This is a genomic window from Thermodesulfobacteriota bacterium, assembly GCA_036397855.1.
GTDB lineage: Bacteria > Desulfobacterota_D > UBA1144 > Nemesobacterales > CSP1-2 > DASWID01.
This window is the reverse complement of the sequence record DASWID010000024.1, coordinates 1-15,549: the sequence shown is the minus strand read 5'-3', so window position 1 is coordinate 15,549 and position 15,549 is coordinate 1. Positions and strand designations below refer to the sequence as shown.

Below are 15,549 nucleotides of genomic sequence, written 5' to 3'. Positions count from 1 at the left end.
AAAAAACCTGGTCAAGTTTTCCCTTCTTTTCTTTTTTTATTCTCTATAATCCCCAAAATCTCTTTAACCATATAGGTAGGCTTGTTTTGTGACTCATAATAATTTCTTACAACAAGTTCACCAAGTAAACCCATGGTTATAAGTTGCACACCGAAAATAAAAAGCAATATGGATAGAAGAAGGAGTGGTCTGTCCCTTAGCGGATGACCAAAAAAGATCTTTAAAATTGAAAGATAAGTTCCTATAATCACACCCAATAAAAAGCATATTCCACCCAATAAACCAAATATTTGTATAGGTCTCGTAGAATAACCCAACAAGAATTTCACAGTCACGAGATCCAGGAGAACCCTGACAGCACGCGTAATGCCGTATTTTGATTTACCAGATTTCCTTGGCGCATGGTTTACTGGAATTTCGCCTACTCTAATACCCATCCAGCTGGCAAGCGCGGGGATAAATCGATGCATTTCACCATACAATTTAATATTTTTCGCCACCTCTCGTCTGTATGCTTTCAAAGAACATCCATAGTCATGCAACTTAACCTCGGTAATAGTGGATATTATGAAATTTGCTATCCAGGAGGGTAATTGTCTGGTGAGATATCCATCCCTTCGATTGATTCTCCAACCGCTAACCACGTCATATCCGTCTTCCAATTTCCTCAGTAAATTTGGAATGTCTGCTGGGTCGTTCTGCAAGTCCGCATCCATGGTCACAATTACATTCCCACTTGCGTAGTCGAAACCCGCCGAAAACGCCGCCGATTGACCAAAGTTTCGACGGAATCTTATAACCCTTAACCGAGCGTCACTTTTACTCAATTTATGCATTATCTCGAAGCTTGAATCTGTGCTACCATCATCAATCAATATTACCTCATACGTCTTGTCTAACCTTTCCAGCACAAGCTTAAGTTGAGAACAAAGGAGTCCAAGATTCTCCGCTTCATTAAAAACGGGAATTACGATAGACAGATCTATACTTTGGAGACTGTCACGATGTTCAGCTATATTTGGTATCTGATTCAAAGGCCCCCCAGACTTTTGCTGATCAAATTAAACCTAAATAGGCCAAACAAATATGATGAGTTTTTATAAAGAAAGTCAAATATTATAACATCCACTCAAAGTATAGATGAAATTGAAGCAATAGTAGGAATCCTTTTAACGAATAAAACCGGAACTAGAATATAATTTATACTTTATACAAAAATATCAACTTCAACATGACCAGCATGGGCAAAGTTTTTTAGCTTAACCCCGAATACGGAATTTTCCTTACACCTCTTTGGTTAGCCATGGAAAAGATTAGAGAGTGTGATTTTAGGATTCATCTCGGATAACATTAACCGACGGAAAATTCAGTTAGAAAGAGAACCTTCTATTCTTTTAATGCTATGGAAAAGAGATTGGGAAATATGATAGATGTTTTTGAATATCTTTAGGTACTTATCATAGGCTAAGCCGACCAAAAGGCACCTCAAACGTATAGGTCACCGCACTAATCGACTATTGATCGCCCTCCAAATGCCGGTCATATGTCCATGATTAGACGAATTTACTTAACTGCCCTAGCGACAATATGAGCGCCAATTGATTTTAACATAGTCTCTGGTACCAATTTGACAGCAGGAACAAATAAATGATTGTACATGGAAACAAAAAACCCAGGATACCCTGTAGTCTTCGTTGGTAGCCTTTCAGTAGTGATAGCCAGCTCTTTAAAGCAACTCAGAAGCTTGCCAAATTCTTTTGCAGAGTAGAGATTGAATACCGGCGCACGCTGGTGCAAAAGGTTTTCACCCGACAGCTTTGCTGCTAGGTTTAGCCAGGAATACCGGTTGAAAACAATTAGCGTTGCCACGCCTCCCTTCCGGAGCACTCGGTATAATTCAGCCACCATTTTATCGGGGCTTTCTGTGTATTGTAACGGCATTCTTGAATAAACGTAATCAAAACTGTTATCTTCGAATTGCAGACCCTCCCCATTCATCACAAGGAGGTTCCCATCAACCCCATTATGAGCGAAATTTTTTTTTGCCAGCTCAATGGGTCTGGCGCAAAGATCGATGCCTGTAACAATAGCCCCCGCTTTTGCAAACTGGACAAGTTCAAGTGCGACCCCGCATCCTATATCCAACAAGCGTTTCCCTTTTAGATTTCTCGCTTCGACAATAGGTAGTAGATACCCCGACCGCCCGAAGCGGTAGGTGTCCAGCTCATCAAAAAATTCCTTTGTGCCAACTGGGGATTTAGCTAACCTGATGTCGGTTATGTAATCATTCCAGTAATCACGAATCTCCGCAAGTTTACCGTCGAGTTTTTCCATGAATCCAAAACAGGTTTTATAGCATTTTATGGATAAACCTTTGTTTATGGATTATCCAGCAGAGATAAGCTCATGTCAACACGAAACTTTCCTCTCTGACCACATATTTCCTTGATAAAAAAGCCCCTTTTCCTTCAAGCATAGCTTAAGTTTAACTCGCCCTTACTCTTTTTTGTTAATTGCCAAACCTCACCTCTGAAGGCTTTTACTTGCCTTCCTTTTAAATTTCCCTTTGGGTTGGTTTGTTTGGCGACGCAATCAAACCAGTTTAGTCGTAAAACTCTTTTTAAGCCTCTTCTCAGTTCTTCTCTTTCGTCTTTGTTTTTGTTTCCGGATCTTTTCGATCCTTTTGTGCTCAAGTGACTCCTTTCCAAGCAGACTTTTTTCAATTCTAGAAACGAGCAGACGCCTTGCCAAAAATCTGTTTAAAGCCTGCGAGCGCCCCTGTTGTGATTTTACAACGATTCCGGTAGGAATGTGTTTAATCTGCACGCACGTTGCGGTCTTGTTCACACTCTGTCCGCCAGGACCACCGGAACGGATGAAAGTCTCTTTGATGTCTTCTTCGCTGATGCCTAACTCTTTCATTCGCTCATAAAGCCTGTCTTCCTTTTCAGGTCGAACCCCGAACTTTGCCATGGTCAATAGTAAAAAGAATTATATACCGCACAGAAGTTAGACTAGCTCTTTATCCAACGTCATCTTCAAAATATCATGCCTTGTCACAATTCCGACAGGGACCCCGTCGCGCATTACCGGTATGTGATTGTAATCATGCTTGAGCATTTTTTTTATTACTTCATCAACCCCATCCTCTTCGGTAACACTCACAACACGCTTGCTCATGATATCTTTCGCCACCAATTCCCTTGCGGTTTTATAAGCTTGCTCGACACCTTCTTCAGGCATCCACTTACCAAATAACTGAGGAGCATTGAACCTGGAAAAAGGAACACAGCGTTCTTTTACCATAAAATCAGTCTCCGTTATTATCCCTACCATCTTTCCATCCTTTCCAACAATCGGGACACAACCTATTTTATTATCCAGTATTATGTGAGCGATTTCTTCTAATGTATTCTCCTCATTACCCACTATAACAGGAGTCGTCATAATTTCCTTAACCTTCATTTACTCTCGCCATTTTTAGCTTTATTGGGTGATTAACAATAGACAACCGATTACCGTATTTCAGCAAAGATAAAACAAGGGTGAGAAATTTTAAAATCCAAGAAATTTTCATCAATATAATTAGAAATTAAAAAGGTATGTTCTGATAAGATCCAAACTTTCAAATACTCAGCGTGCAAAATACAGTCTCTAATCCTAGTAATTCCTACTCGTGGTCTACCATTTGCTCCCTTTTTTGTACCTGCTCCCTGCTCTTTTCAACTACGTCCCTAGCCTTCTTTTTGGCGCCTATGGTTTCTCTTAAATATGAAGTCGAAACATCCTGTACATCATTGAGACTGTCCATTAGCCTGGAAACACCAAAATAAATTATACCAATAAGAATCAGCACAATGATTATGGCCTTTAAGCTCATAAATCAAATTCTACAGCCTTCAGGATATTTTTACAAAACTATTTTAATAACACCAATTATTACTAAGCCACTACAAAGCATGTCACCGTATTTGTAACACCTTGCGTCTTTCTAATCTTTGATATCACAAGATCACCGATTTCCTTCTCAGTCTTACCTTCCACAAAAGCTACAAGATCATAAGGACCCGCGATGATGTGAGCAGACTTCACACCCTTTATCCTCTTAATCTTGTTAACCGCATTTTTTGTCTGTGGCCCAGACAAATTTATCAGTACATATGAGCTCGCAGCCATCATCTTTACCTCCGATTATTCCAAGTATTAATTAAAAATTAAACTAAATTGCAATTTAATCAAATTTAAAGCTAGTTTATGCTTGATTGAGGCACCAACCAAAGTTGCTTCCAATTGTTTCTCTCAATACTCTCCTTGTCAAAAAACAAAGTCTTATACTCCACGCGTGCCCATTTTCTAATATTGTCAGCATAGAACTTGCTCAGAGGATCACCCGATTGCCCGGTTGAGTTCATTGAAATGGCTTTACCCATTTCTGATAAATCCACAATCACCCTATAGGAGGAAATCCAATTTACTCCAAATGGACTTTCATAACTGAAGGAGGAATTGTTGATTGTATCCCTATCCCCTCCGGCCGGCATGGGCTTTGGGTCGAATATATGATTCAGAATCCTAACCTTCCCTAGAGGATGTTCGAACTTGTATTTGTGGATAGCACCCCATGCCCAATTTACCCCTTTCTCTCCGAGTTTTCCTTTAATATCCCCGAGGGCATCGTTTATACTCTTTAAGACAATATCTTCTCTTGTTTCTATCTCTTCAGAACCCACGTTGTCCCACCATACTGCACCGGGATCCGCAACGACACCATCCACAAATTTATGATTAAATTCCAAGTTGTCCAGAAATCTTGGAAAAATTTCTCCTAATTCATCTTCAAACGTATTTCTCAGAAGATAAAACCTCGTCACTTCATATAATAGGGCAGTTATACTCTTGCTGGTTACGTCAAAATCCCAATTTGAAAGTTCGTCTAATGCCCATTTAACGTCAGGATCATTAGTTTCTACTCCCCTTATGCTCTGGACAAATAACCTGGCTGGTAGAGAGTACACGTCAGCCTGCATCTTTGCGAAATCCTTAATTGACAGTCTATCTTTTTCATTGAGTAGGGCAATTATCCTTTGACCGCGATAGGGTGAGGCATACGAGTTTGAAATTAGATATAGATAATCATCTCCTATTAACTTGTTGTTTGCAGTAACTACGAAATGTGAAGATGGGTTGAGTGAATATGGAAGAGCTTCATCCGGAATAAAACCCCTCCACTCGTATTCCCCGGACCAGCCTGGAACGGGAAACTTACCGCTTCCTTTTAGTCTGATAGGAATCCCACCGATGAGTTGATAACCGATATTACCATCCACATCGGCAAATATCATGTTTTCGGTGTAGATCTTTCCATATTTACCTCCTGAAATTATTTCCCCCACATTTCTAGACCTGTTCAACTTTGAAAGCCCGATGAGTGTCCGATCCATAACCTCACCGGCGCTCCATTTCATAGAAAGAATATCTTCGAGTCCTTCCCTAAAAGGGTTTATGATCGGACCATGCCTGGTGTAATTTATCTCTTTCGCAAGAGTTTTATAACCAGAATTTTTTTTAACCCTTATCTCAGGCTTCTTTGTTTTTATATCTTCCCAATGATCCTCAAACCAATACTTGGTAGTGTCATCAGGGTTGAGCTTTTCTATAAATAGATCTACTCTATCGGCCATTGAATCAGTAAATCCCCATGCTACCTTCTCGTTATGCCCAATTATTACATAGGGCGTACCTGGAAATGTGGCTCCTATAACATTAATTCCCGGTGCTTTTAGATGAACTTCGTACCAGACTGAAGGAATCTGTATTCTTAAGTGGGGATCGTTGGCAAGCATGGGCTTTCCGCTCTCCGATTTGGTACCGTCTACAACCCAGCCGTTGCTGGCCCCACGTCCGCTGAAAAGCCCAAATCTCTGCTTGGAAATTCTGTATCCATTCATAAAATCAGAATCTATCTTCATGCCTTTCTTCATGTTTTGCATACCCCTGAATGCCTTTTCCTGAAGACCATTGAAGAGACCCTTTGCCTTCTCCTCCCCTAGCACCTTAAGAGCCTGATACATAAATATCTCTTCATCCATATTAATAGAAAGATCAAGGGCGGAAAGCAGATGGATCGATATACTATCAGTCGGATTCCATGGCTCGATTTTGTACCTTAAGATTAATGATTCGATTGGTTTCTTCCCCGAATCTATAAAACCGTTTACCCCATCTGCAAAAGCTAAAAGTTCAGATTTTGTCTCATTATCCAGGTAGCCATAGATTTTTTTTGCCAGCTCACCTATTTCTAATGCCCTTAAGAAATAATCCATTTCTACGGTTTGCTCACCAAGTATCTCAGATAGCCTTCCAAGAGCAATCCTTCTGGTTAGATCCATCTGCCAGAGTCGGTCCTGCGCCGTCACAAAACCCTGAGCAAAAAACAGATCGCGGGAATTTTCAGCAAATATGTGTGGAATTGCGTGAATATCCCTAACGACCTTTACAGGGGAAGCAAGGCCTGCAACTACTAGCGAGCCTTCGAGAGTCGGCCGAGTCTTTCTAACTATGGAATAAATAGAGATAACAACAGAAGCAGTCAATACGACTATCACCAAAACTGGCCATTTTAATTTCCGCATTTCTATTATAAGTCCAAAATTTCAAGCATCGGGTTGCTATCCTTTACTTGAAAGGAGATTTAAAGATTATATAATAAACCTGATGGACCCAGAAGAAATAAAGGTCTTGATAGAAAAGGGGCTACCCAGTTCTACCGTAGCTGTTCAGGGTGATGGTACTCATTTCGAAGCCATTGTTGTTTCTCGGGATTTTGAGGGTAAGAGCCTGATCGAGCAACATCAGATAGTCTATAACGCCCTCGGTGATGCAATGAAAGAACAAATACACGCCCTTTCTCTGAAAACCTACACACCTCAACAGTGGGAAAGAAAACAAAATAAGGAGTAAAAAAATGTCTGAAGATATTATGAAAAAAATTCAATCACAGATTGACCAGAATAAAGTAATACTCTATATGAAGGGTACAAAGGAAGTTCCCCAGTGCGGCTTTTCAGCCCGAGTGGTACAGATAATCAACTCTTATGACGTACCCTTTGAAACTGTAGATGTTCTTGCCGACCCGGAGATAAGGCAGGGCATAAAAGATTACTCTGACTGGCCCACCATACCGCAACTGTTTATAAACGGGAAATTCATAGGCGGCTGCGATATATGTATGGAGATGGACGAGAGGGGTGAACTCGAGCCACTCTTGAGAGAAGGCGTTGGGAAAACGATAGACTAAAATTTTAGCCCAGAACTTCCACAATCATCCAAGTATCGACTTTTCTCTTTCGTTTCCCTTTGTTGTAATGATCGAGAGCGCACCTTGTTGTCGAATCCTGATCAGTCCCGCAATAGATAAGTCTTATAACGCGTTAAACGTCATATCAAATGTTAATGCCTGAGACTTATTATCTTTTCTATTCCCTTGTACACTTCTCGCCAGATTCAATGTGAATCATTCCATTCTCATCCGTCCACTTGCAATAAGTCCCCCCTGTGCCCTTTATCCTATCGTAATGCTGTTCTATTACATCAACGTTCTCACTTCCTTTAAACAGTTCTTCAAGACTCTCCTCGGAATCTGACGAATTATACTTTTCTTCAACTGCCGATGGTTCTTTTACCATTTCCCCTTTTTCACCCTGAACAGACTTAACCCCCAAGCCTCCCAATTCTTCTTTTCCTTCTTCAATTTCTGATTCGGATTCCTGAGAGTTGTTAAGTGAATCAACTGGTTGGAGGTACGAATCGACTGGCTTTGAAACAGAGCCAAGCGGCTTCGAGACTGAGCTCAGAGGTTCCGAAACTGACTCAAGGGGTTTCGATAATGATTCTATAGGCTTTGAAATCGATTCAATGGATTCCGAAGCCTTCCCAAGTGGATTCGAAACAGACTCTAACTTTTCCGAGACCTCCTCTATTGGTTTCGCTTCACGCATATCCACTGATGATTCGGTGGAATTATTTTGAGCCAGATATATTTTACAATCAGATGGATTTGAGCAAGCAGTTGACACGTTATCAATTTCTTTTTGTGAAGAATTGGAAAAAGTAGAAGGTAGCTGTAGAACTATTAGAAATGTTATTAAATGAAAACCCATCATAGTTTTCGATTTTTCCTATTCACACCGGCACATTGTAACAGCCTTCAGGTTTGTCAGGAATCAAATCTTTTGTCGGTGTCCAATTTTGAACCCCACACCATGCCCAACAACACCATAACCGTTTACTACAAAGGTTTGTGTTGAATCGATTAGACCCATATATCATAAACGATTTATTATATACATAACAAGTTTAATAATATCTTCTCTCATGATACTCCGCGGTCAACTAATTGGTCATAAGCTCTTGAAAACCGGATTCTTAGGTAACGTGACATAGCCAAAAGATAGAAGATTCATAATAATTAGTGAACGAAACAGCGGGTTCCTGTGTTGTTTCTTTTCTCCTTTAATATAAAGGGGAAGCCGCAGCAAACCTCATATATCCACAGTACACTACCTCAGAAAGTCCGAATATTATCGAGAAACACAATGAAACCATTGAATCTCGCGATAGAATCATTCTTACGTTCATATGATTTTATGATCGCGTTCTGGACCACAAACCGACTTTTCCCTGCTATTTAACCGAGGCACTGCAGAGGTAAATAATAAGGGGGAGCATGCCAATGCATGTTTTCTAAAATACTCTTCCATTCGCTGGAAGAATAACTTTCCACTGTAAGGCATACGGTCAAAGTGGTGTTATTCAATCCTTTATGAAACATACATAACAGGCATCGTATAGTCCGGACGAAAGATATAATTAATCGGATACTACCCTGAATATCTCCCAGCGTGCCGTTCCAGAAACAATCAGCTTTTCGAACTCCTGTCCCCATTTTTTGTGCGGAGAAAGTTTCGCTAATTTGCTCCAGGCATCATCGAGCTCTTTTAAATCCTCGATCATTATCTCGGTCTCAATAGTCGATTCATACGCTCCTATAGAACCGGTAATTACTCTGACCCTATCCGGAGTCCAGCCTATTTGGGACCCGACTTCTTTAATCCATCTTTTCATGGAATCCAAAGCCGCCTCTTTATGTCCGAATCTCGCCCGTATCTGCCATCTTGCTATCATCACAACAATTTCCTCCCGACTCTTCCAAATTCAATCAGAGTCTCGTTTTATATTTTTAAATAACTGGTGACACACACCAATTAAATATATAATTTTGTCGTCTTGATAACCTGTAATTAGTGCCTGTTGTTCGTATTAATTTCTATCAATTTGATCGATGGTAAGAAACGAAGCCATCCGGCAAAAGCTCAGTAGCATGCGCGCTTACCAGCCCATCACGGCCTCTAAAGATAACAATCGCATTTGGCCCAAACTCGTAGATTACCTGTCTGCATGCGCCGCAGGGGGAACAGGTACTATCTTTATCGTTCACAACACAAATCGCTCGGATCTTCATGTTATCTCCGCCTTCTTTTGCAACAGCAGAAAAGATTGCCGTGCGCTCAGCGCAGATAGTGAGGCCATATGAAGCGTTCTCGATGTTACACCCAGAGAATATATTCTCCTTTTCAGTTAAAACCGCCGCACCTACTCGAAGCTCTGAATACGGAGCATACGCGTTCTTTAAAGCTTCACGGGCTACCTGTAGAAGTTTAGTCCGTTCATCCGACGAAAGGTCTTTAGAAATCTCCAAGGTTCTGACCCAATCGATTATATATAAGTCTCATAATATAGCATAATAATTACTCAGTAAACATTAAGGGACATCCAAATTGATTCTGCTCATTTGATAAGAAACGTATAAGGATTAAAGGGAACGCAAACCTTTTTCGCGCTAAACTTTATACATATACCCAGCCGACAGTAATCAACCCTAGAAAGTCCAATTATTAATGAAAAACACAGTGAAGGGATTGCAGTGCAGTTCCGATGAATTAATTCTGAAATTGAAAAGATGGTAATGCGCATATTACATTACCGGTCGCAAGGATGCCCAAAGGGGAAATCAAATTCTAAATACAGAGGGTTGCCCTTTAATTTATTTTAGGGGCGTTAAAGAAAAAAACAATGAACGGAGCTGCATCTTACCATTACTTTCGTTCATCAGATTGAAAATCTATGTAACACCTAATTGGGTTTTAAAGGGCTGCTAACTGGAAGTGATTAAAATACCTTTGAGCAAGACACCTAAAGATCCCACCCCAAGGATATTTCGTTCAGTAATAACAAAATTGAAGTAAGACGCGTAAAATTGATCGCATCCCGTCTCAGTATTTAACAAAAGAGACTCGTCAAACTACAAGTAGATGAAGGTTAAAACGCGGTTACATATTTCCTATTTCCAGTCCTGACAGCAGAAATTATCTAATTATGATGCCGAAGTTGAAGTACGGATATGGAGTGTAGTATGGATAGGGATAGATATAGGGATATGTGGGATATATATAGGGGTATTGGTAAATATAAGGATAGGGCACTGCATAATTAAAATAGAAAGAAGGGGGGTACTGATAGTAGCGATAACGGGGATAGTAGTGGTGTTGATAATAAGGGTTGAAGTGACGATTGAAACGATGAGTATCGCGCCCCATCGCGGGCACTGCGAATAAGAGAACAAGAAACATTAATAATAAGAACTTTCTCATGGCTTTTACTCCTGAATATTAATATGGTCATGATAGATTAGCTCTTCAAGCATGTTTCTTATGAATTACAGAATATTAAGGAATAATGTCTGAACTGAAAATAAGAAAGGTTAAAGCCCTGAATTGAGACCTAATCTCCCCGACAAGCCTATTTAACCTCCTAGCTTTATTCATCTCCCCATCTAGACTGGTATATACATTTCCGAAAGTAGAATCGTCCGTCCCTATCCATATCGTTTCTTCCTCTCTGCTCGTTATGCCATAAAGTCACCCGGATATTCAATCCTGAGGGGCGTTGCTATGAAGAAGGTTTAAAACGACATATCTGCTACCTCATATTTCATCGGCCAGTTCCTTAATTTGTTTTTCCAGACTCTAAAACAGAAATTCTCATAAAATCGATTTCCTAATTTATTGAATTTATTGTGACATAACATTGGTCACGAATAAGATTGTGTGCATATATGGGTTTGAGTAACGGCCTAGCATCGAATGACACAATCAATTTTTCTTTTTGGGGCTAACACCAGAGCTCAGTTTCCGCCACTCTGCACGTTATAAGTCAATATGCATGCGTGACCCCGAACTGATTTCTGGCATCTTAGCTTCTTTGATACCGCGCAACTAGTCAAGACCCAAAATCAGATATTAAATGCTGGTTTGCCATTCATGCTGTCAGGAATTCTATAGCCTAGAATTTTTAGCAAGGATGGTGCAACATCCACCATTTTAATGTTTGAATTTAAGGCCTTATATTTATCGTCAAATATTATGAGAAAACCTCTTGATGAATCAAACTCTCTAAGAAATGTGTGGCTACCTTTATGTCTTGAGTCGAACAGCCGAGGCCTCTGTTCTTTATCAACTAATCCTAAAAAAAGATCTGCCATCGGTTGAACAAAGTCATTCGGGAAAAAAATATAACCGCGTTTTGCCATGCAGAATATTTCACCATATCGGGAATCTTGTAAAACGAGATCGAATTCTTTTAATTCCTGCCAAGCAAAGGATTTCATATTATTAATGCCATGAAAAAATTCCGATGCTTTAATCCTTGTGATATTATCATTGAACCAGAATCTCGCCATTGGAAATTGCACAAAGTAAGTAAATTCATCTTCGCGAATATTTAAGTCTCTCATATAACTCAAAATATCTATAGTTCCAACAACCTTGTCGTAACCATGATCTGATATTAAAATCAATTTAGTACCATTACCAAGACACTTCTTATGTAAGTTATTTATAAAAAGATCAATTTCTTTGTAATAACTGTTGATCTTAGAAGCCTTATCCATATTCCACATCTGAGCAATATCAACACTGTAGACTTCTACTAACTCAAGAGTGTAATCTCCTCTCCCAATCTTTGGGAGAATTTTTTGGTTTAAGTCAGTAGAATGTGTGAATAAATAACGGCATTGCTCTTTTCCGACAATATTAAAAATCGTTTCAGAATTGCCAATTTTAACTAAGTTATCATATTTATTTTTTTGTTTATAGGTCTTAGTTCTCATGATCTGGAATAGCTCTCTTCTATCAGGAGGTATCGTAGGCAGATCAAAAGAAGCTGATATTAAATACAAAAAACATTGAAGTGATGTCGTTACAAGATCTGGCAAAAGCTGAAAAAATTTTATTAACAAATTATTTTTCTTTTTATTATTGCTAAGAATTACATCAAATATCTCATGCTCGTGAGGATGTTTTCCGGTCAGTAATGTGGGTAAGTGATCCGTACATGGATTAGCAGAAATTCTCGCAAAGGGATATTTTTTTAGGGATATTGCTAGAAAAGGGGTTGTTTCCGGGTTTATCCTGTTAAAATCAAATCCGTCGATAAAACACACAAGCATTTTATTCAAAGCTTAACCCCGATATCTAAGTCTCATACAAAATACAAATAATTCAAGAGTAGAGGGGTTACACTGTCATTTACACCTTAAAGGCAACCCTTTTTGGTGCTAAATCTTATATATATGCCCGACCGATAATAATCAACCTCAGAAAGCAGAACTATTAACGAGAAACAAAGTGAAAAAATTGTTCTGCAGTTCCGATGAATTAATTCTGGAATTGAAAAGATCGTAGTACAAACAGTATATTAAAGGCCGAAGGGGCCTCCAACGGGGGAAATTAAATTCTAATTAAAGGGTTGCATCCCCTTTAATTTATGAATCTTCTAATAAAATAGGAGGCCGAGACAGAGAAACCCATTCGCTCCCGATCTTCCACCTATTTTTCAGTTAAGTTTCACCGTAGGCATATTTAAATCCCTAAGCATCTGCAAGTCTTCTTCGGTTGAACGTCCTTGTGTTGTAAGATAATTCCCCGTTATCAGGCCGTTGGCACCGGCAAGCAAAGCCAAAGGCTGAAGTTCTCTAAGGACAACCTCTCTTCCTCCTGCACATATTAGAATACTTTGCGGAAGGATAAGCCTAAATAGGGCTATACTTTTTATCGCTTCGATCGGTGTGAGTGGAGACTTCGTAGCTAAAGCAGTTCCAGGACGTGGATTAAGAAAGTTTATAGGCACTAAAGCAGGATCGAGATCTCGAAGTTCAAAGGCAAGCTCAACTCTTTGTTCACGTGATTCTCCCATGCCCAGGATCCCCCCGCAACATAGCTCCATTCCTTTTTCCTTCACCAAAGTTGCAGTCTTAACACGTTCTTCATAGCTGTGAGTAGTACAAATATGAGGAAAGAAGCTTCGCGATGTTTCAAGATTATGATTATAGCGGTTTACTCCTGCTTTCGAAAGAAGTGTTGCTTGTTCTTCTGTTAATATCCCAAGGGAACATCCGATACTAAGATTGGTATAGCGGTGGATTAGATCGACAGCATCGATAACCTTTCTAAAGGTTTTTTTGTCCGGTCCCTTACCACTTGTTACAATACAAAACTCAGTGGCTCCAGACTTTTCGGCCTCTTTTGCTGACTTGAGTATAAGAGAGGGATCGATAATTGAGGAAACAGACATTGGTGCCTCACTGTGAATGGATTGGGCACAAAAAGCGCAGTCCTCAGGACAATTCCCCGTTTTTGCACTTATAATGGCACACAAATGGATAGCTTTTTCCTTATATTCCCCCATAACCTTATAAGAAAGACTGACCAGGTCAAGTAGGTGCTCCTCGCCAAGAAGAGCTAGTCCGTAAGCCTCATCAAAAGTTATAGGCTCTTTGTTGTCCAGTAGTTTTTTCCTTACAAACTGTATTATTTCTCCGCTCATTTTTCCTCCACCTGCAGTAACACTCCCACTTAAATTTCTTTAACGCATATATGTTAACTTAGAGACAGCCGTTTTTACATCTCTCAATAATTAAAAAAACTTCGATCATAAAATCAAAACTCCAACGCCTCATAAGTAAAGGGGATGCAACCCGTTTTGGGGCCAAACTTTATATTTATACCCAGCCGACAGTAAGCAACCTAAGAAAGTCGCATTATTAACTAGAAACACGATGAAAGGATCGCGGTTCTGATGAAGTCATTATGAATTTGAAAAAGATGTTGGGATGAATTTCAGACCGGTGGCCGAAAGGAAGTCAATCGGTAATATTACATTGTAAACAAAGGGTTGCCTTTAGTATTTTAAACTTAGTATTTTTTCATCGGTCTCACTCCTTTTTAATCTCAGACCGCAACCACTGCGATCTTTCATGCGTTCGTCCACACGCCGGTATCGTCAGGGTTTGCATAGAATTTTGTTTTCGCGATGGAATGCCGAAACCAGGGGAAAATTCATCATTGCAAAGGATGACGGCGGCGTTAGAACCGCATCCAGAAAGACCGCTGTTGCTGTGTCGTTTGAAAAAGCATGGGGAACGAATAAAATACAGGCGTTATATGGTGTAGTACCGCTTCAAGGCACGATGTAGTGTGGAACGATCCACCACGCACCGTGTACATATCAGGCAAAAACGACTTCCTGCGGGTTATCGTCTTTTTTCAGTGTGGAAATCTGCACCGTCACTTTCCGGTCGAGCTTGTTCAGAAAACCAAACAGCCGCCCCTCCGAAAACAGGTGATACTTGCCGTTCATCAGCTTCGATACTTCCGCCTGGTCGATTTTGAGCAGGTCGGCAATGGCGCGCTGTTTCAAACCCTTCTTTTTCAAAATCATGCGGATTGTATGGCCCAGCTTGGCACGGGTCAACAATTCATCTGCATCATCCAGGCCGAGATCGGCGAACACATTTTCGGCGAAATGTGCATGTTCGGTACTGTGGACTTTGACAATATCTATTTTCTTTCTGCTCATTTCTGTTTCTCCTTTTCCAGCGCCTCTTTATAGGGGCGTTTAGTCAAGTTAACGTCGTGTTTTGCGGTTTTAATGCCTTTCGGCGCTTTCTTCTGAAAGGCGTGAAGAACATAAACCCCGCTTCCCACGCCTTTAAAATGTCTTGCAGCCGGAGGGGTCACGCCCATTTGCACATCATAAACCGCGGAACCAACATCTTTTCTCACCTCTACAGGGAAATCCCTCACCCGTTCGAGTGAATCTCCCAACCATTCAATGGGCCGAGGTTGTGCATCAACCAATCCCTATATCTCCATTATATGAGTAAATTATCATAATTTCAAGAGTAAACCACATTGACCCGAAAATCAACAATAAACAGGCGGGGGTGTTTGTTGCCCTGACTGCCGCACTCCCCTGTCCTTTTCCTAGCTGTGGATTTTGATCTGATCAGGATTTTCGGATTCATGTCAGCGTCAACGCCACATACGGGCGGCAATATCATGTTGTTGAGCCCCGACGGCATTGGCATAGATAGCCGTTGTTTCCATTTTGGCGTGCCCCATCCACTTCTGAAGCATGTTAAGTAGAAAGCGG

19 protein-coding genes are annotated in these 15,549 nt (G+C 40.3%); 4 read left to right on the top strand and 15 right to left on the bottom strand.

Going from position 1 to position 15,549, the window contains the following annotated elements; all coding sequences use genetic code 11:
- Positions 1-11 precede the first annotated feature (11 nt).
- From VGA95_01715 to VGA95_01685, 7 genes are all read right to left on the bottom strand, one after another.
- A complete protein-coding gene (locus tag VGA95_01715) occupies positions 12-1,034 on the bottom strand; it encodes a glycosyltransferase family 2 protein (GenBank protein ID HEX9665253.1) in 1,023 nt (340 codons plus the stop codon).
- Positions 1,035-1,563: 529 nt separating this feature from the next.
- Positions 1,564-2,334: a class I SAM-dependent methyltransferase gene (locus tag VGA95_01710; GenBank protein HEX9665252.1), complete on the bottom strand. Its 771-nt coding sequence runs from the start codon at positions 2,332-2,334 to the stop codon at positions 1,564-1,566.
- A 258-nt stretch (positions 2,335-2,592) separates the two neighbouring features.
- Positions 2,593-2,973 carry a peptide chain release factor-like protein gene (locus VGA95_01705; GenBank protein HEX9665251.1) on the bottom strand — a complete coding sequence of 127 codons (381 nt, stop codon included), beginning with the start codon at positions 2,971-2,973 and terminating at the stop codon, positions 2,593-2,595.
- Between the two features lie 36 nt (positions 2,974-3,009).
- Positions 3,010-3,465 carry a CBS domain-containing protein gene (locus VGA95_01700; GenBank protein HEX9665250.1) on the bottom strand — a complete coding sequence of 152 codons (456 nt, stop codon included), beginning with the start codon at positions 3,463-3,465 and terminating at the stop codon, positions 3,010-3,012.
- Positions 3,466-3,670: 205 nt separating this feature from the next.
- Positions 3,671-3,880, bottom strand: a complete 210-nt coding sequence (locus VGA95_01695; protein ID HEX9665249.1) for a hypothetical protein — start codon at positions 3,878-3,880, stop codon at positions 3,671-3,673.
- Positions 3,881-3,942: 62 nt separating this feature from the next.
- Positions 3,943-4,179 (bottom strand): Lrp/AsnC ligand binding domain-containing protein, encoded by a 237-nt coding sequence (locus VGA95_01690; GenBank protein ID HEX9665248.1) that lies wholly within the window; start codon positions 4,177-4,179, stop codon positions 3,943-3,945.
- 68 nt (positions 4,180-4,247) lie between these two features.
- The gene (locus tag VGA95_01685; GenBank protein ID HEX9665247.1) at positions 4,248-6,632 is read right to left on the bottom strand and encodes a penicillin acylase family protein; all 2,385 of its coding nucleotides are present in this window, start codon (positions 6,630-6,632) and stop codon (positions 4,248-4,250) included.
- An 82-nt stretch (positions 6,633-6,714) separates the two neighbouring features.
- Here VGA95_01685 and VGA95_01680 point away from each other — a divergent pair, with 82 nt between their 5' ends.
- Entirely contained in the window at positions 6,715-6,960 is a 246-nt protein-coding gene (locus VGA95_01680; GenBank protein ID HEX9665246.1) for a BolA family protein, read from the top strand.
- 4 nt (positions 6,961-6,964) lie between these two features.
- Positions 6,965-7,297, top strand: coding sequence for a Grx4 family monothiol glutaredoxin (gene grxD, locus VGA95_01675; protein ID HEX9665245.1), 333 nt, complete (start codon positions 6,965-6,967; stop codon positions 7,295-7,297).
- Positions 7,298-7,475: 178 nt separating this feature from the next.
- Here grxD and VGA95_01670 read toward each other — a convergent pair whose 3' ends face one another.
- From VGA95_01670 to cdd, 3 genes are all read right to left on the bottom strand, one after another.
- On the bottom strand, positions 7,476-8,162 hold the full coding sequence (locus VGA95_01670) for a hypothetical protein (GenBank protein ID HEX9665244.1): 687 nt from the start codon (positions 8,160-8,162) through the stop codon (positions 7,476-7,478).
- A gap of 706 nt (positions 8,163-8,868) precedes the next feature.
- Positions 8,869-9,183: a hypothetical protein gene (locus VGA95_01665; GenBank protein ID HEX9665243.1), complete on the bottom strand. Its 315-nt coding sequence runs from the start codon at positions 9,181-9,183 to the stop codon at positions 8,869-8,871.
- Between the two features lie 145 nt (positions 9,184-9,328).
- Positions 9,329-9,757 carry a cytidine deaminase gene (gene cdd, locus VGA95_01660; GenBank protein ID HEX9665242.1) on the bottom strand — a complete coding sequence of 143 codons (429 nt, stop codon included), beginning with the start codon at positions 9,755-9,757 and terminating at the stop codon, positions 9,329-9,331.
- A gap of 760 nt (positions 9,758-10,517) precedes the next feature.
- On the opposite strand from cdd, the gene VGA95_01655 reads away from it, so the two are divergent.
- Positions 10,518-10,673, top strand: coding sequence for a hypothetical protein (locus VGA95_01655; GenBank protein ID HEX9665241.1), 156 nt, complete (start codon positions 10,518-10,520; stop codon positions 10,671-10,673).
- A gap of 677 nt (positions 10,674-11,350) precedes the next feature.
- Here the strand turns inward: VGA95_01655 and VGA95_01650 are convergent.
- Both VGA95_01650 and bioB read right to left on the bottom strand, forming a co-directional pair.
- Positions 11,351-12,574, bottom strand: a complete 1,224-nt coding sequence (locus tag VGA95_01650) for a hypothetical protein (GenBank protein ID HEX9665240.1) — start codon at positions 12,572-12,574, stop codon at positions 11,351-11,353.
- 377 nt (positions 12,575-12,951) lie between these two features.
- Complete coding sequence (bioB, locus tag VGA95_01645) at positions 12,952-13,941, bottom strand: biotin synthase BioB (GenBank protein ID HEX9665239.1); 990 nt, start codon at positions 13,939-13,941, stop codon at positions 12,952-12,954.
- Between the two features lie 430 nt (positions 13,942-14,371).
- Between bioB and VGA95_01640 the strand changes: the two genes are divergently transcribed.
- Positions 14,372-14,590 carry a hypothetical protein gene (locus VGA95_01640; protein HEX9665238.1) on the top strand — a complete coding sequence of 73 codons (219 nt, stop codon included), beginning with the start codon at positions 14,372-14,374 and terminating at the stop codon, positions 14,588-14,590.
- A gap of 32 nt (positions 14,591-14,622) precedes the next feature.
- Here the strand turns inward: VGA95_01640 and VGA95_01635 are convergent, their stop codons facing one another.
- The 3 genes from VGA95_01635 to VGA95_01625 all read right to left on the bottom strand — a co-directional run.
- Entirely contained in the window at positions 14,623-14,973 is a 351-nt protein-coding gene (locus VGA95_01635; GenBank protein ID HEX9665237.1) for a helix-turn-helix transcriptional regulator, read from the bottom strand.
- Complete coding sequence (locus VGA95_01630) at positions 14,970-15,254, bottom strand: type II toxin-antitoxin system RelE/ParE family toxin (protein ID HEX9665236.1); 285 nt, start codon at positions 15,252-15,254, stop codon at positions 14,970-14,972. Before VGA95_01630 ends, VGA95_01635 begins: the two co-directional genes overlap by 4 nt.
- A gap of 174 nt (positions 15,255-15,428) precedes the next feature.
- Positions 15,429-15,549: site-specific integrase (locus VGA95_01625; protein ID HEX9665235.1), on the bottom strand; the 121-nt coding region annotated here is incomplete at its 5' end.

Bases quoted from the DNA above. Each gene is read 5' to 3' on its own strand.
- VGA95_01670 (HEX9665244.1), bottom strand. From the start codon at position 8,162: ATGATGGGTTTTCATTTAATAACATTTCTAATAGTTCTACAGCTACCT.
- grxD (HEX9665245.1), top strand. From the start codon at position 6,965: ATGTCTGAAGATATTATGAAAAAAATTCAATCACAGATTGACCAGAAT.
- VGA95_01710 (HEX9665252.1), bottom strand. From the start codon at position 2,334: ATGGAAAAACTCGACGGTAAACTTGCGGAGATTCGTGATTACTGGAAT.
- VGA95_01685 (HEX9665247.1), bottom strand. From the start codon at position 6,632: ATGCGGAAATTAAAATGGCCAGTTTTGGTGATAGTCGTATTGACTGCT.
- VGA95_01680 (HEX9665246.1), top strand. From the start codon at position 6,715: ATGGACCCAGAAGAAATAAAGGTCTTGATAGAAAAGGGGCTACCCAGT.
- VGA95_01695 (HEX9665249.1), bottom strand. From the start codon at position 3,880: ATGAGCTTAAAGGCCATAATCATTGTGCTGATTCTTATTGGTATAATT.
- VGA95_01665 (HEX9665243.1), bottom strand. From the start codon at position 9,183: ATGATAGCAAGATGGCAGATACGGGCGAGATTCGGACATAAAGAGGCG.
- VGA95_01635 (HEX9665237.1), bottom strand. From the start codon at position 14,973: ATGAGCAGAAAGAAAATAGATATTGTCAAAGTCCACAGTACCGAACAT.
- VGA95_01640 (HEX9665238.1), top strand. From the start codon at position 14,372: ATGCGTTCGTCCACACGCCGGTATCGTCAGGGTTTGCATAGAATTTTG.
- VGA95_01705 (HEX9665251.1), bottom strand. From the start codon at position 2,973: ATGGCAAAGTTCGGGGTTCGACCTGAAAAGGAAGACAGGCTTTATGAG.
- VGA95_01690 (HEX9665248.1), bottom strand. From the start codon at position 4,179: ATGATGGCTGCGAGCTCATATGTACTGATAAATTTGTCTGGGCCACAG.
- VGA95_01700 (HEX9665250.1), bottom strand. From the start codon at position 3,465: ATGAAGGTTAAGGAAATTATGACGACTCCTGTTATAGTGGGTAATGAG.
- bioB (HEX9665239.1), bottom strand. From the start codon at position 13,941: ATGAGCGGAGAAATAATACAGTTTGTAAGGAAAAAACTACTGGACAAC.